Source organism: Mesorhizobium sp. B2-7-2, assembly GCF_006440775.1.
Classification (GTDB): domain Bacteria; phylum Pseudomonadota; class Alphaproteobacteria; order Rhizobiales; family Rhizobiaceae; genus Mesorhizobium.
Genome location: NZ_VFTZ01000007.1, coordinates 77083 through 91688, shown reverse-complemented (window position 1 = coordinate 91688; position 14606 = coordinate 77083). Strand labels below are relative to the sequence as shown.

At 65.0% G+C, this 14606-nt stretch carries 12 protein-coding genes; 6 read left to right on the top strand and 6 right to left on the bottom strand.

All coding sequences use genetic code 11. From position 1 onward, the window contains the following. Positions 1 to 4: 4 nt before the first annotated feature. Positions 5 to 1297, bottom strand: coding sequence for a pitrilysin family protein (locus FJ425_RS11820; protein WP_140541543.1), 1293 nt, complete (start codon positions 1295 to 1297; stop codon positions 5 to 7). Positions 1298 to 1311: 14 nt separating this feature from the next. Then, on the bottom strand, positions 1312 to 2709 hold the full coding sequence (thrC, locus tag FJ425_RS11815; protein WP_140723578.1) for a threonine synthase: 1398 nt from the start codon (positions 2707 to 2709) through the stop codon (positions 1312 to 1314). Positions 2710 to 2837: 128 nt separating this feature from the next. Here thrC and FJ425_RS11810 point away from each other — a divergent pair, with 128 nt between their 5' ends. Further along, the gene (locus FJ425_RS11810; protein ID WP_140723575.1) at positions 2838 to 3581 is read left to right on the top strand and encodes a hypothetical protein; all 744 of its coding nucleotides are present in this window, start codon (positions 2838 to 2840) and stop codon (positions 3579 to 3581) included. A 59-nt stretch (positions 3582 to 3640) separates the two neighbouring features. Here the strand turns inward: FJ425_RS11810 and FJ425_RS11805 are convergent, their stop codons facing one another. Beyond that, positions 3641 to 5203, bottom strand: a complete 1563-nt coding sequence (locus tag FJ425_RS11805; protein WP_140723572.1) for a winged helix-turn-helix domain-containing tetratricopeptide repeat protein — start codon at positions 5201 to 5203, stop codon at positions 3641 to 3643. A 109-nt stretch (positions 5204 to 5312) separates the two neighbouring features. Between FJ425_RS11805 and FJ425_RS11800 the strand changes: the two genes are divergently transcribed. Next, on the top strand, positions 5313 to 5774 hold the full coding sequence (locus tag FJ425_RS11800) for a cupin domain-containing protein (RefSeq protein ID WP_140723817.1): 462 nt from the start codon (positions 5313 to 5315) through the stop codon (positions 5772 to 5774). A gap of 17 nt (positions 5775 to 5791) precedes the next feature. Here FJ425_RS11800 and FJ425_RS11795 read toward each other — a convergent pair whose 3' ends face one another. Beyond that, positions 5792 to 6481: an HAD family phosphatase gene (locus FJ425_RS11795; protein ID WP_140723569.1), complete on the bottom strand. Its 690-nt coding sequence runs from the start codon at positions 6479 to 6481 to the stop codon at positions 5792 to 5794. Between the two features lie 173 nt (positions 6482 to 6654). On the opposite strand from FJ425_RS11795, the gene FJ425_RS11790 reads away from it, so the two are divergent. Beyond that, entirely contained in the window at positions 6655 to 7788 is a 1134-nt protein-coding gene (locus FJ425_RS11790) for a site-specific DNA-methyltransferase (protein WP_140635258.1), read from the top strand. A gap of 46 nt (positions 7789 to 7834) precedes the next feature. Here the strand turns inward: FJ425_RS11790 and FJ425_RS11785 are convergent, their stop codons facing one another. Together FJ425_RS11785 and mutY are read right to left on the bottom strand one after the other, a co-directional pair. Next, complete coding sequence (locus FJ425_RS11785) at positions 7835 to 8446, bottom strand: HAD family phosphatase (protein ID WP_140723566.1); 612 nt, start codon at positions 8444 to 8446, stop codon at positions 7835 to 7837. Positions 8447 to 8456: 10 nt separating this feature from the next. Beyond that, positions 8457 to 9608 (bottom strand): A/G-specific adenine glycosylase, encoded by a 1152-nt coding sequence (mutY, locus tag FJ425_RS11780; RefSeq protein ID WP_140723562.1) that lies wholly within the window; start codon positions 9606 to 9608, stop codon positions 8457 to 8459. Positions 9609 to 9640: 32 nt separating this feature from the next. Between mutY and FJ425_RS11775 the strand changes: the two genes are divergently transcribed. The 3 genes from FJ425_RS11775 (at position 9641) to smc (ending at position 14588) form a co-directional block, all read left to right on the top strand. Further along, entirely contained in the window at positions 9641 to 10150 is a 510-nt protein-coding gene (locus tag FJ425_RS11775) for a DUF721 domain-containing protein (RefSeq protein WP_140541553.1), read from the top strand. 154 nt (positions 10151 to 10304) lie between these two features. Then, positions 10305 to 11066, top strand: a complete 762-nt coding sequence (locus tag FJ425_RS11770; RefSeq protein ID WP_140723559.1) for a DsbA family protein — start codon at positions 10305 to 10307, stop codon at positions 11064 to 11066. 63 nt (positions 11067 to 11129) lie between these two features. Beyond that, positions 11130 to 14588, top strand: a complete 3459-nt coding sequence (gene smc, locus FJ425_RS11765) for a chromosome segregation protein SMC (protein ID WP_140723556.1) — start codon at positions 11130 to 11132, stop codon at positions 14586 to 14588. The last annotated feature ends 18 nt before the right edge of the window (positions 14589 to 14606 follow it).

Genomic DNA, 14606 nt, shown 5'->3' with positions numbered 1-14606 from the left:
AAGATCAGACGGCGAGCCGGCGGGCCGTCGTCTGCGGGCCCGCAAGCGATTCGAGGATCGCCTCGTAGGGCGCAAGCGTGCCCACGGGACCGACCGCGGTAAGCGTCGGCTTGGTCGAGAACAGCCGCGAGGAGAGGTCGGTCAGCCGCTCGATGGTCAGCGCCGAAAGCCGCTCCATCAATTCCTCCTTGGCGATCGGCCGTCCGAACAACAGCAATTGCCGGGCAATCTGCGAGGCGCGGCTCGCTGGGCTTTCGGCCGACATGATCAGGCCGGCGCGATATTGCGCCCGCGCCCGGTCGAGCTCGTCCTGCTGGATGCTCTCGCCGGCCTTCTGCAATTCGCCGATGATCACCGGCACCAGCTTGGCGATGTCGCTCTGCCCGGTGGCGGCATGCACGCCGAAGATGCCGGTGTCGGAAAAACCCCAGTGGAAGGCATAGACCGAGTAGCAGAGGCCGCGCTTCTCGCGCACCTCCTGGAACAGCCGCGACGACATGCCGCCGCCCAGGATCATCGACAGCACCTGCGAGGCGTAGAAATCGCGCACATGATAGGCGCGGCCTTCGAAGCCGAGCACGATCTGCGCATCCATCAGGTCGCGGTCCTCGCGGAAGTCGCCGCCGACATATTGCGCATATTGCGGGATATTGCCCGCCGCCTTGGCACGGAAGCCGCCAAGCCGCTTCTCGACCTCGCGCACGAAATTGTCGTGCTTGACGTCGCCGGCGGCCACGACGACCATTCGCTCGGCGTCATATTGGCGCTCGATGAAGCTGTGCAGCTGTTTGGAAGTGAAGGATTTGACCGTCTCCGGCGTGCCGAGGATCGAGCGGCCGATGGTCTGATGACGGAAGGCCGTTTCAGTGAAGCGGTCGAAGACGATGTCGTCGGGCGTGTCGTGCGCGGCGCCGATCTCCTGCAGGATCACATGCTGCTCGCGCTCCAGCTCGTCGGGATCGAATTCGGATTCCTGCAGGATGTCGGCCAGGATATCGACCGCCAGCGGCACGTCGTCGGAAAGCACCCTGGCGTAGTAGGAGGTCGTCTCGACGCTGGTGGCGGCGTTGATCTCGCCGCCGACATTCTCGATTTCCGAGGCGATCTCGAAGGCGCTGCGGCGCTTGGTGCCCTTGAACGCCATGTGCTCGAGCAAATGGGCCATGCCATGCTCTTCGTCGCGCTCGTTGCGGGCGCCTGACTTCACCCAGACACCAAGGGCAACCGATTCGATGCTTGGAAGGGTTTCGGTGGCGACTGTCAGGCCGTTCGACAGACGGCTTACCTCAACACCCATATGGCAAGTACTCCTTAACGCGCCGCCCGCGAGTGGCGGCTCACGTAATCTTCCACCATTTTCAAGTCGGATGGAAGTATCGTGTATTTTTCGTCGGCTGTCATCAAGCCGCCTAGCCATGCGGGCAGGGCAGGGGTGATGCCGCTCGCGGCCTCGACCGCCGCCGGGAATTTCGCCGGATGCGCGGTGCCGAGCACCACCATGGGCACCGCGCCGGAGTCCTGGGCGGCGGCGACATGAACGGCGGCGGCCGTATGCGGATCGAGCAGGTAGTTGCTCGCCTCGAGCGTCGCGCGAATGGTGGCGGCGACCTCGTCGACGCTAGCGCGGCCGGCGTCGAACTCGGCGCGGATGCGCTTTAGCTCGCCCTCCTCGATGGTGAAGGCGCCCGACTGCTTCAGGCCGTTCATGTAGCGCCGCACCGTCTCGGCATTGCGGCCCGCGGCCTCGAACAGCAGCCGCTCGAAATTAGACGACACCTGGATGTCCATCGACGGCGAGGTCGTGGCGAACACGCCCTTGGTGCGGTATTTGCCGCTCGCCAGCGTGCGCGCCAGGATGTCGTTGTCGTTGGTGGCGATAATCAGCCGCTCGATCGGCAGGCCTATGCGCTTGGCGGCGTAGCCGGCGAAAATATCGCCGAAATTGCCGGTCGGCACGGTGAAGGAGACCGGCCTGTCGGGCGCGCCAAGCGATAATGCGGACGAGAAATAATAGACGATCTGGGCCATGATGCGGGCCCAGTTGATCGAATTGACGCCCGACAGCGACACCCTGTCGCGAAAGGCATGGTCGTTGAACATGTCCTTAACCAGGCCCTGGCAGTCGTCGAAATTGCCCTCGACCGACAGCGCATGGACGTTTGCCGCGCTCGACGTCGTCATCTGGCGCTGCTGCACCGGCGAGACCTTGCCGTGCGGGAACAGGATGAAGATGTCGGTGCGGTCGCGGCCGGAGAATGCGTCGATCGCGGCACCCCCGGTGTCGCCCGAGGTCGCGCCGACGATGGTGGCGCGTTTGCCCCGTTCTGACAGCACATGGTCCATCAGCCGCGCCAGCAACTGCATCGCCACGTCCTTGAAGGCCAGCGTCGGGCCGTGGAACAGCTCGAGGATGAAGGTGTTTTTCCCGGTCTGCACCAGCGGGCAGACGGCCTCATGCCGGAAAGTCGCATAGGCCTCGCGCACCAGCCGCTCGAAGACGGGCGCCGCGATCTCGCCGCCGAGGAACGGCGTTAGCACGCGGATGGCCAGGTCCGGATAGGCAAGGCCGCGCATGGCGCGGATGTCGGCGGCCGAAAACTGCGGCCACTCGCGCGGCACGTAAAGCCCGCCGTCGCGCGCCAGGCCGGCCAGCACAGCGTCGGAAAATCCAAGCGCGGGCGCATCCCCGCGGGTACTCACATATTGCATCGTCAAAGGCCTATTGCTGCCGGTCGAGTCATCCACGGCAATTGGTTAATTTTCCGAGCCTGCTCAGTCGCATTTTTGCCGCGCGGTTGCTATACGTCACCGGCTTTGTGAGAGGGAAGTGCAGTTTCATGGGGTTTTATTCGGTCAACCGTCGTTTTGTCGCGGGTCTGGCGCTCACCGGCTTTATGCTTGCCGCCGCCGGCTGCCAATCGAGCGACAATGGTATTCTTAACTTTGGTTTAACCAAGAAGGATCCCGTCGCGCCGCCGCCGCCGCAGGATCCCAAGATCCTCGCCAGCCAGCTGCGCGCCTATTGTCCGAAGGTGACGCTGCGCGACGGCACCGCCTATTTCAACACCTATGCCAAAGGCACGACGGCGAAGCCCAAGAAAAAGAAGGTTGACGCCGCGGCCGACGCCGAGGCCCAGGCAGCCGCCGCGGCCGCGCAGGTCGGACCTAACGGCCAACCCGTCGATCCCAATCGCGATCCGTCAAGGATCATCTACCAGGCGTCGATCACCGACGTGACGCGCGATTGCACCCATGCCAACGGCCAGATGTCGATGAAGATAGCCGTCGCCGGCAAGGTCGTGCCGGGGCCGATGTTCGCGCCCGGCACCGTCACCATGCCGATCCGCATCGCGGTTCAGCATGGCGACGAGGTGCTTTATTCACAGCTGCATCCGTACCAGGTGCAGATTACCGACCCATCGGCCGCTACCCAGTTCGTCTTCGTCGACAACAACGTCGTGGTGCCTGAGCCGACCGCGCGCGACTACCAGGCCTATGCCGGCTATGACGAGAACACGCCGGTCGCCGCGGCCGACAAGCCGAAAGGCAAGGGGAAGAAGCGCGCTCCGGCGACGAACTGAGCAACGGCAGGAAACAACAACGGCATCTCGCTGGCCAACGAAACAAACGTGTTCGTCGTCTACTCAGGTAATCCGGCTGCCCGTAATGCGCTGCCAAGAGCCTGCGCGAGCGCGGGCGCGCAATTCACGCCTGCAAACTGGCGGCTGTAGCGAAAGCCAGGCTGAAGCTCGATCACGCGGGCGGCGGCCGCCCTCGCTTCGTCCAATCGGCCAAGCTTGGCCAGCGCGGCGGCCAATTGCACATAGGTGATACTGTGCGCCGGATTGGCTTGGACGGACTTGTAGGCAGCACGGCAAGCTTCTTCGTAGCGGCCGCGCAGCAAATGGCTCATCGCCTGCGCGTCAAATGCGGCCCAGGCCCATGAATCGAACGGGCTCAGCCGTAAGCCCTGCTCGCTCCACTCTATCGCGCGCTCTGCTTCACCGCTCCATCCGAGCATGACGCTGCCGAGAATGTAGGTCAGCGCCGATGACGGGCTGATGGCAAGCGCAGCTTCCAATGCCGCGAATGCGCCGGCGCGATTATGCGCATCCATTCCGATGGAAAAGCCCGCCCATGTGAGGGCGAGCGCATCATCCTGCCCGTGGACGATGGCCGACCGCGCGTGGCGGATCGAAGACGCACGGTTGATCTCCTGCAGGCCGGCGCGAAGGAACAGGCAATGATGGCACATCGCGGCATTGCCATGCGCCAGTGCATAGGCCGGCTCGAGCGCGAGCGCACGCTCGAGAAGCACCAGCGCCCTGGTCACCTGATCCGGCATGCCTGAATCCACGTCAGGCTGGGCCTGCAGCACGAGATCGTAGGCGTCGAGACTGTCGGGGCGCTTGCGCTTGACTCGTTCGATTTCGGCTTTCCGCACGCTCGGCGCAATCGCTCCTACTGCTGCCAGTGCGATCTCGTCTTGGAGCGCAAAGATGTCTTCGGAGCTGCGATCGTAGCGCTCGGCCCAGACATGAGCGCCGGTCGAAGCATCGATCATTTGCGCGGTAACACGCACGCTGCCGCCGGCCTTGCGCACGCTGCCTTCGAGGACATAGCGAACGCCAAGCTCGCGGCCGACCTGCTTCACGTCGATGGCGCGACCCTTGTAGCTGAAGCTCGAGTTTCGGGCGATGACGAACAGCCATTTGATGCGTGCCAGGCCTGTGATGATGTCGTCCACCATCCCATCGGCAAAATACTCCTGCTGCGGGTCGCCGCTCAAATTCGAGAACGGCAGGACCGCGATCGAGGGTTTCTCAGGTAAGCTCGGCGCCGACGCGGCGCGGGTGGTGGCCGAGGTGTCGGGAAGATTGGTGGCGACGGCCGGTCCGACATAGCGGTAGCCGCGGCGTGGCAGCGTCTCGATCCAACTCGCGACATTCGCCGCGTCGGCCAGAGTCCGGCGCAGGGCTGCAATCTGAACCGTCAGATTGTTATCGGCAACCGCCGATCCGCCCCAGCCGGCCTCGATCAGGGCGTCCTTCGATACGGGTTGGCCCGCACTCTGGATCAGGAGCCGCAGCAGCGCCACGGCGCGTCGTCCAAGCATGGTCGGCTCGGCCCCATAAAAGAGAATGCCCACCTCGGGATCGAGGCGGAACGGGCCGAACTGGTAGGCGTCGCCCCTGGCTGTCATTCGAGTCTTTTAGCAAATTTTTGGCAACGGATTCACGACTTTCCGGCGTGAGCAGCCGATGTTGCGCGAACGCTTGCCGCAAACAAGCGCGCTGCCAGAGGAGGATCATATGAGCGCTGATGCCGTCATCCGTATGCCCGACGAGAAGAAGGGCGTCATGTTGCGTGGCCATCCAATGGCTTTCCTCGTTACCGATGAAAATACCACGCATACGAGCATGTTCGACTGGACGATCCCGCCGGAATTCGCCACCGGGCGACACGTTCACCGGGTGCAGGAAGAGACCTTTTACCTGCTCGAGGGCGAGTGTGAATGGCATATCGGCGACAGAACGATTCGGGCAACGCCCGGCACCTTTCTGTTCATCCCGCCGGGAATGCCGCACAACATTACGAATGTCAGCGAGAAGCCGGCGCGCGTGCTGATGACCGTCTCTCCGCCCGGTCACGAACATTATTTCGAAGAGCTTGCCGAACTCACGGCGCAGGGCGCGCCGGATCCGAAAGCGCTCGCCGATCTGCGAAACCGCTACGACACCGACCAGCTGTCGACGCTGATGACGCGCTCGTAGCCGGATCCTTGAATTCTCTAGGCGTCCTCGGACCACCCCGACAGCGCCGCGATCGTGCTGTTGAGCTCCGCCCAGCGCCGGATGACCGTTTCGGCGCCGGCCTCGGTTAGCGCATCGGCATGGCCCGGATAGCTGTGCCCGGCGCCGGTGAAGCCGATGACGCGCATGCCGGCGGCCCTGGCGCCGGCGATGCCGTGCACGGAATCCTCGATCACGAAAGTGTTCTTCGGGTTGGCGCCGAGCTTTTCGGCGGCATAGAGGAACACGTCCGGCGCCGGCTTGGTCTTCTTGCTGGGAATATCGAGGCCCGAAAAGATGCGGCCGGCGAAGAACGGCAGCAGCCGCACTTTCTCCAGCATGAATTCAACCCGCTCGGTGCGTGAATTGGAGCAGACGGCGCGTGGCGCGGTTACGGCCGCGACCGCCTCGCGGGCGCCGTCGATGACGCGCACGTCTGCGCGCAGCTTGCGGTCGACGAGTTCTTCCTCGCGGTCGATCAGCGAAGCCTGGAATGGGATTCGCGACTTCTCCTCGACCCGCAGCATGATGTCCTTGAAGGTCAGGCCGGCATAGGTCTCGGCAAGCTCCTCGGCCGAAATCTCGAATCCGGCCGACGTCAGAAGCTCGGCATCGACGCGCGCGGCGATGATTTCGGAATCGACGAGCACGCCGTCGCAATCGAAGATGACAAGGTCTGGCTGGGGCATGGCAATCCGGAAGTTGAGAAGGGGAGCATGGCATGGCTGGCCCAAGCGGTGCGGCATACACCAACGGGCCGCTCTTCGCAAACCGCGCAAGCGTCTGCAGCCTTCACTGAATGTTTACGCTGATCGGTAACCATAACAGTCAGTAAACCGTAACGCGTGCTTTGGGTGTTTTGATGTCTGCCATGCGTCTTCTCGACGAGCTTTCCCACGCTCCCCAGCGGTCCGAATGGCTGGATACCATCCTGAAAGGCGATTGCGTCGCCGCGCTCGACCGGCTGCCGGAAAAGTCGATCGACGTCATCTTCGCCGACCCGCCCTACAATCTGCAGCTCGACGGCGACCTGCACCGGCCCGACCAGTCCAAGGTCGACGCAGTCGACGACGACTGGGACCAGTTCGAGAGTTTCGAGGCCTACGACGCCTTTACTCGTGCCTGGCTGCTCGCGGCGCGCCGCGTGCTGAAGCCCAGCGGTACCATCTGGGTCATCGGCTCCTATCACAACATCTTCCGCGTCGGCGCCCGCATGCAGGATCTCGGCTTCTGGATCCTGAACGACATCGTCTGGCGCAAGACCAACCCGATGCCGAATTTCCGCGGCCGCCGCTTCCAGAACGCGCATGAGACGATGATCTGGGCCTCGCGAGACCAGAAGGCCAAGGGCTATACCTTCAACTACGAAGCGCTGAAGGCCTCGAACGACGACCTGCAGATGCGCTCCGACTGGCTGTTCCCGATCTGCACCGGCGGCGAGCGGCTCAAGGACGAGAATGGCAACAAGCTGCATCCGACGCAGAAGCCGGAAGCCTTGCTTGCCCGCATCATGATGGCCTCGACCAAGCCGGGCGACGTCGTGCTCGATCCCTTCTTCGGTTCCGGCACCACCGGCGCCGTCGCCAAGCGCCTTGGTCGCCACTTTGTCGGCATCGAGCGCGAACAAGCCTATATCGATGCCGCCAATGAGCGCATCGCCGCGGTGCGCCCGCTGGAAAGCGCCGATCTCACCGTGCTTTCCGGCAAGCGCGCCGAACCGCGCGTCGCCTTCATCAGCCTGATCGACAACGGCCTGATGACGCCGGGCGCCACGCTCTACGACGCCAAGAAGCGCTGGGCGGCGAAAGTGCGCGCCGACGGCACGCTGGCCATCGGCGACAGCGCCGGCTCGATCCACAAGATCGGCGCCGAGGTGCAGGGGCTGGATGCCTGCAACGGCTGGACCTTCTGGCACTATGAGCGCAGCGGCGGCTTGACCCCGATCGACGAGCTGCGCCGCATCGCGCGCCTCGGCATGGAGCGGGCGGGGGCCTGATCCGCCTGAAGCTGAAACATCAACGGATCGCCGCAAGCGATTCAGATCAGGCTGCAATCCCCAGCCGCTCAAGGTCTGCTTTAAGCGCCTTGGCGTCGGTGAACAGCACGGCCTGCCAGCCTGCCGCTTTGGCGCCATCGACATTTTTCTGGCTGTCGTCGATGAACAATGTCGCGGGCGGTTTGAGCCCGAATGCGGCGACGTGATGGTCGTAGATCGCCTGATCCGGCTTGATCAGGCCGATCTCGCCCGAGACGGTGACGCCGCGCGGCCGGTTGAGGAAATCAAAACGTTGCCTGGCTTCGGCAAGCGTATCGGCGGCGAAGTTGGTCAGCATCGTCACATCATGACCCCTCTCGATCAGGCCGAGCATAACGGCGACGCTGTCCTCATAGGCGTGCGGCACCATCTCATGCCAGTGGCGGCGGAAGTTACGGATGTTCTCGGCGTGATCGGGATGTTCGGCGATCAGCGCCGCCTCGGCCTCTTCCCATGTCCGCCCGCGATCCTGCTCGATGTTCCAGGCGCTCGTGCAGACATTGTCGAAGAACCACTTCCGCTGCTCGGCATCGGGGATCAGGCGGCTGAACGGAATGTCCGGATCGTAATGGATAAGCACCTTGCCGATGTCGAAGACGATATGGCGGATTTCGGTCATTGCGGTCCTTTCAATGCTGCTGCTTTTTGGTCGCGCCCGGTATGGCCGTCTCGATTACCTTTTTCATGACGGTGGGCAGCGCTTCCCCGGAAATTTCATGGGCCAGCGACCAGAAATGCCCGTCGGGCGCATCGCGCTTGACGTGGGCATGAAAGATGTCGAGCTCGAGCGCGAAATGGGTGAAGACGTGGCCGATCTGCCCGGCGCGCCGCCAATCGGCGGGAAAAGGCGCGGCGTCCGCGGTCGTCGCGCCATCCACCCTGGCGGTCCAGGCGGTGGTCGGCACTTCGGTCATGCCGCCGAGCAGGCCTTTGTCGGGCCGCTTGCGCAAGAGGATGGCGCCGTCATCGCGCTCGGCGACGAAGGCGGCACCCTTGCGCAGCGGCTTGTCGTCCTTCGGCAGGCGGACCGGAAAGCGTTCCGGATCGCCGCTGAGAATGGCGCTGCAATCCTCGCGCACCGGGCACAGCATGCAGCGCGGCCGCTTCGGCGTGCAGATCGTCGCGCCGAGATCCATCATCGCCTGGGCGAAATCGCCGGGCCGCGTTTGCGGGACCAGCTTTTCCACCAGGGCGCGGATTTGCGGTTTGGCTTCGCTGAGCGGCGTCTCGATTGAATAGAGCCGGGCCACGACCCGCTCGACATTGCCGTCGACGACCGCCGCCGGCCGGTCGAAGGCGATCGCCGCGATCGCCGCCGCGGTGTAGGCACCAATGCCGGGCAATTCGCGCAGGCCCGCCTCGGTGTCGGGAAAGCGGCCGCCTCGCAGCGCCACGAGGTCGGCGCAGGCCTTCAGGTTGCGCGCCCTGGAATAATAGCCGAGCCCGGCCCAGGCCTTCATCACGTCCTCGGCGGGTGCCGCCGCCAGCGCCTCGACCGTCGGCCATTTCTCGACGAAATTGCGGAAATAGGCTTTTACCGCCTCGACCGTGGTCTGTTGCAGCATCACCTCGGACAACCAGACGCGATAGGGGTCGGGCCTTTCGCCGCGCGCAAACGCGCCCGGCGTCACGCGCCAGGGCAGGTCGCGATGATGCGCATCATACCAGGCAAGCAGGCGGGCCCCGATATCCCGGGATCCAGCTTTGCTGGTATCTCCGGATCCCGTATCGCCGGACGGGGCCTTCTGTGATGCCTTGCGGGTCTGATCGAGCGGTGTCATTGATCGGATGAGCTGGGGACTGGAGAACGCACATGGCAGGGAAAAGGCCCTTCGGCAATCCCGTTCCGGTGAGCGATCTCGCGACCGAGATCCTCGATCCGGTGCTGAAGAAGCGCGCCGGCATCTCGATAGGGTTGGTGCAGTCCTGGGAAGAGATCGCCGGACCGCGCCTTGCCGCCTACTCGCGGCCAGAGAAGATCCAGTGGCCGCGCCGGCTGCATGAGGACGACCCGTTCGAGCCGGCGACCTTGATCATCGCCTGCGAAGGCATGGCTGCGCTGCATCTGCAGCACGAGGCCGGCGAGGTCATCAACCGCGTCAACGCCTTCCTGGGTTTCAACGCGGTCGGCCGCATCAAGATTCTGCAAAAACCGGTGCTTTCGCAAAAGGCGCGCCCAAAGCCGGCGCCGCGCCCTTTGAGCGACGCCGAGAAATCGAAGCTTTCGCGCATGGTCGGCAAGATCGAGGATGACGGCCTGCGCGCTTCGCTGGAGCGGCTCGGCGCCACGATTATGGGTGAAAGGAAGCCCAAAGGGTCGTAAGAAGCGTCATGAATGCGTTACCGATCTCGCGCATTCGTGATGCTCATGATCGAGTTTCCCGATTGGATTGGGGATCGCGATGCCTTAATTCGCGCCAACTCTCGCCTTTTCTAGCCCTTGCATTGCAAAATCCAACCGATATCAGGTGATTCGCATGAACCGTGCCCCGTTTGGCAAAAGCCCGTTTGGCAATAGCTTGTCTCGCAGAAACCTTCTGACCACGCTGGCTGCTGTTCCTGCGGTGGCGCTGCTTGCAGCATGCAGCGACTCCGGCGAGCAGGCCAAGGCCGCCGATGTGAAACCGGCCAACCCGTCGACGCCTGCCAAGCCGGCCGCCACGCCGGCGGCGGCCCAGGTGCCCGAGGCGCAGGGCACCGTCGACATGGCGGAACTGCTCAAGCCCGGCGCGCTGCCCGAAAAGCAGCTCGGCAAGGACGACGCCAAGGTCACCATCGTTGAATACGCGTCGATGACCTGCCCGCATTGCGCGCATTTCGCCATGACCACTTTCCCTGAGCTGAAGACCAAATATATCGACACAGGCAAGGCCCGTTACATCCTGCGCGAATTCCCGTTCGACCCGAGCGCCGAGGCCGGCTTCATGCTGGCGCGCTGCTCGAAGGACAATTACTTCGCCATGGTCGACGTGCTGTTCAAGCAGCAGCCGAGCTGGGTTGGTGTCAGCAACACCAAGGAAGCGCTGCTGCAGATCTCCAAGCTGGCCGGTTTTACACAGGAGTCCTTTGAGTCCTGCTTGACGGACCAGAAACTTCTGGACGATGTGAGAGCAGTCCAGAAACGCGGAGCGGACGAGTTCAAGGTCGACTCGACGCCGACCTTCTTCATCAATGGAAAGACCTACAAAGGGGCGATGTCGATTGAGGAAATGTCGGCCATCATCGACCCTCTGCTCTGACATCCAGGCCGCGCCGAAGCGGTCCGGCTTCGGCGCGCACTCCTGTAGTGTTGGGCGGCGCGAATGAAGTTTTCGCGCCTTCGCCTCCTCGGTTTCAAGTCCTTCGTCGAGCCCGGCGAGTTCGTCATCGAACGCGGGCTGACCGGCATTGTCGGGCCGAACGGCTGCGGCAAGTCGAACCTCGTCGAAGCGCTGCGCTGGGTGATGGGCGAAAGCTCCTACAAGAACATGCGCGCGTCCGGCATGGACGACGTGATCTTCTCGGGCTCGGGTGCCCGGCCGGCGCGCAACACCGCCGAAGTCACACTTTTCCTCGACAACACCGATCGCACGGCACCCGCCGCCTTCAACGATGCCGATGAATTGCAGGTGTCGCGCCGTATCGAGCGCGAGGCGGGCTCGCTCTACCGTATCAACGGCAAGGAAGCGCGTGCCAAGGACGTGCAGCTTCTGTTCGCCGACCAGTCGACAGGCGCTCGCTCGCCCTCGATGGTCGGGCAGGGCCGCATCGGCGAGCTGATCCAGGCCAAGCCCCAGGCCCGTCGCGCGCTGCTCGAAGAGGCGGCAGGCATTTCCGGCCTGCACACGCGCCGTCATGAAGCCGAGCTCAGACTGAAGGGTGCCGAGCAGAATCTCGAGCGGCTGGACGACGTCGTCGGCGAGCTGGAAGGCCAGATCGAGAGCCTGAAGCGCCAGGCGCGCCAGGCCTCGCGCTTCAAGAACCTGTCGGCCGATATCCGCAAGGCCGAGGCAACGCTCTTGCATCTGCGCTGGACGCTGGCCAAGACGCAGGAAGGCGAGGCGCGTTCAGCGCTTGCCGTCGCCACCACGCTGGTTGGCGACCGCGCCGCCGCCCAGATGGCGGCGGCCAGGGAGCAGGGCATAGCCGCGCACCGGCTGCCGGATTTGCGTGACGCGGAAGCTGCCGCCGCAGCCGCCTTCCAGCGCCTGTCGATCGCCAAGACCCAGATCGAGGAAGAGGCCGGCCGCATCCGTGCGCGCCAGACCGAGCTCGAACGTCGGCTGCAGCAGCTCGACGCCGACATCGCCCGCGAGGAGCGGATGGTGCGCGACAATGCCGGCATCCTCGAGCGCCTGCGCGCCGAGGAGGCCGAGCTCAATTCGGAAAACGCCGGTGCCGCCGAGCGCGAGGCGACCACGCGCGCCGCCTTCGAGCAGGCCGGCGCGACGCTGTCGCAAAGCGAGGCGAAACTTGCCGCGCTGACCGCCGAGCGCGCCGAGGCGGCCGCCTCGCGCCACCAGATCGAGCGCTCGCTGCGCGAGACCGCCGAGCGCCGCGACCGCTTCGCCCGCCAGCTCGCCGAGGTCGACCGCGAGCTTTCCGATATCGTCGCGCGGATTTCCGGCCTGCCCGATCCGGCCGAGAAGCGCCTGCTGGTCGAGGACGCGCTGGCTCGGCTGGAAGAGAGCGAGGCCGGCGCCATTTCCGCCGAGCAGGCCGTCGCCGAGGCTCGCGCGGCCGAAAGCGCCGCTCGCCCGCCGCTGCAGGATGCAAGGGCCGAACTGGCGCGCATCGAGACCGAAGCGCGCACGCTCGCCAAGATCCTCAACGCCGCCAGCGGCGATCTCTTTCCGTCCGTGCTGGAGCAGATCAATGTCGAACGCGGCTATGAAACCGCGCTTGGCGCAGCCCTCGGCGAGGATCTCGACGTCCCGCTCGACCGCAGCGCCCCGGTGCATTGGGGCGAAAGCGTGGTGCAGCCCAGCGATGTGGCGCTGCCTGAAGGCGTCAAGAACCTTGCCAGCGTCGTGCGCGCCCCGCCGCAGCTTGCCCGGCGCCTCGCGCAGATCGGCATCGTCGACGGCGCCGACGGCCGTCGCATTCAGGCACTGCTTTCGCCTGGCCAGCGGCTGGTCAGCCGCGACGGCGCGCTCTGGCGCTGGGACGGCCTGACAGCGAGCGCCGATGCCCCGACCGCCGCCGCGCAGCGGCTGGCGCAGAAGAATCGTCTGGCCGAGCTCGACGCCGAAGCCGTGCAGGCGACGCGCGTCGCACGCGAGGCCGAGGAAGCGCTGGCTCGCGCCGAGCAGGCGATGCGCCAGGCAAGTGAGGCCGAGCGCAATGCGCGCCAGGCCGGCCGCGACGCCCAGCATGCGCTGGATGCCGCCCGCAACGCGCTGGCCGAGGCCGAGAAGGCCGGCGGCGAGCTGTTGAGCCGGCGCGCCGCGCTTGAAGAGGCACGCGCTCGCATCGTTGACAGCCACGAGGAGACGCAGGCCTCCTTCCTCGAAGCCGAGGAGATGCTGAAGGACGCGCCCGATCTCGGCGACCTGCAGCTTCAGCTCGAACAGGCTTCCGCCAACGTCTCGCGCGACCGCGCCACGCTTGCCGATGCGCGCGCCGTGCATGAAGGGCTGCGGCGCGAGGCCGAGGCGCGCATTCGCCGGTTGGACGCCATCGGCACCGAGCGAAGGAACTGGCTGGAGCGCGCCGAAAACGCCTCGACGCAGATCGCGGCGCTCGGCGAGCGCAAGGCCGAAGCCGAAGCCGAGCGCGAGAGGCTGGCCGATGCGCCCGACGAGATCGACGCCAAGCGCCGCGCCCTGCTGACGCAGCTTTCCGAGGCCGAGGCGCTGCGCAAGGCTGCCGGCGACCGTCTGCAGGAGGCGGAAAACAAGCAGGCGGAGCTCGACAAGGCGGCCACCGCCGCCATCCAGTCGCTCGCCGAATCGCGCGAAACCCGCGTTCGCGCCGAGGAGCGGCTGACCGCGGCGGATGAACGCCGCGCCGAGGTCGAGGCGCGTATCCAGGAGGCGCTGAACACGCCGCCGCATCTGGTCATCAAGCATACCGGCCTCGAAGCCGACGATCCGATGCCCGACATGACCGAGATCGAACGCCAGCTCGACCGGCTGAAGATCGAGCGCGAGCGGCTCGGCGCCGTCAATTTGCGCGCCGAGGAGGAGCAGAAGGAATTGTCGGAGCGCCTGGAAACCATCGTTTCCGAGCGCGAGGACATCATCGAGGCGATCAGAAAACTGCGCCAGGCGATCCAGAGCCTCAACCGCGAGGGCCGCGAGCGGCTGCTGTCGGCCTTCGAGGTGGTCAATGGCCACTTCCAGAGGCTGTTCTCGCATCTGTTCGGCGGCGGCACGGCCGAGCTGCAGTTGATCGAATCGGAAGATCCGCTGGAGGCGGGGCTGGAAATCCTCGCTCGTCCGCCTGGCAAGAAGCCGCAGACCATGACGCTGCTTTCCGGCGGCGAGCAGGCGCTGACGGCGATGTCGCTGATCTTCGCGGTGTTCCTCACCAACCCCGCGCCGATCTGCGTGCTCGACGAGGTCGACGCGCCGCTCGACGACCACAATGTCGAGCGCTTCTGCAATTTGATGGACGAGATGTCGAAGACCACCGAGACGCGCTTCGTCATCATCACCCACAACCCCATCACCATGGCGCGCATGGACCGGCTGTTCGGCGTTACCATGGCCGAGCAGGGCGTCAGCCAGCTGGTCTCGGTCGATCTGCAGGCCGCCGAGGCGATGCGCGAGGCGAGCTGAGAGCTCGACCGGTTCAGG

Excerpts from the sequence above, each read along its gene's own strand:
- FJ425_RS11820 (WP_140541543.1), bottom strand. The coding sequence starts at position 1,297 with ATGGGTGTTGAGGTAAGCCGTCTGTCGAACGGCCTGACAGTCGCCACC.
- thrC (WP_140723578.1), bottom strand. The coding sequence starts at position 2,709 with ATGCAATATGTGAGTACCCGCGGGGATGCGCCCGCGCTTGGATTTTCC.
- FJ425_RS11810 (WP_140723575.1), top strand. The coding sequence starts at position 2,838 with ATGGGGTTTTATTCGGTCAACCGTCGTTTTGTCGCGGGTCTGGCGCTC.
- FJ425_RS11805 (WP_140723572.1), bottom strand. The coding sequence starts at position 5,203 with ATGACAGCCAGGGGCGACGCCTACCAGTTCGGCCCGTTCCGCCTCGAT.
- FJ425_RS11800 (WP_140723817.1), top strand. The coding sequence starts at position 5,313 with ATGAGCGCTGATGCCGTCATCCGTATGCCCGACGAGAAGAAGGGCGTC.
- FJ425_RS11795 (WP_140723569.1), bottom strand. The coding sequence starts at position 6,481 with ATGCCCCAGCCAGACCTTGTCATCTTCGATTGCGACGGCGTGCTCGTC.
- FJ425_RS11790 (WP_140635258.1), top strand. The coding sequence starts at position 6,655 with ATGTCTGCCATGCGTCTTCTCGACGAGCTTTCCCACGCTCCCCAGCGG.
- FJ425_RS11785 (WP_140723566.1), bottom strand. The coding sequence starts at position 8,446 with ATGACCGAAATCCGCCATATCGTCTTCGACATCGGCAAGGTGCTTATC.
- mutY (WP_140723562.1), bottom strand. The coding sequence starts at position 9,608 with ATGACACCGCTCGATCAGACCCGCAAGGCATCACAGAAGGCCCCGTCC.
- FJ425_RS11775 (WP_140541553.1), top strand. The coding sequence starts at position 9,641 with ATGGCAGGGAAAAGGCCCTTCGGCAATCCCGTTCCGGTGAGCGATCTC.
- FJ425_RS11770 (WP_140723559.1), top strand. The coding sequence starts at position 10,305 with ATGAACCGTGCCCCGTTTGGCAAAAGCCCGTTTGGCAATAGCTTGTCT.
- smc (WP_140723556.1), top strand. The coding sequence starts at position 11,130 with ATGAAGTTTTCGCGCCTTCGCCTCCTCGGTTTCAAGTCCTTCGTCGAG.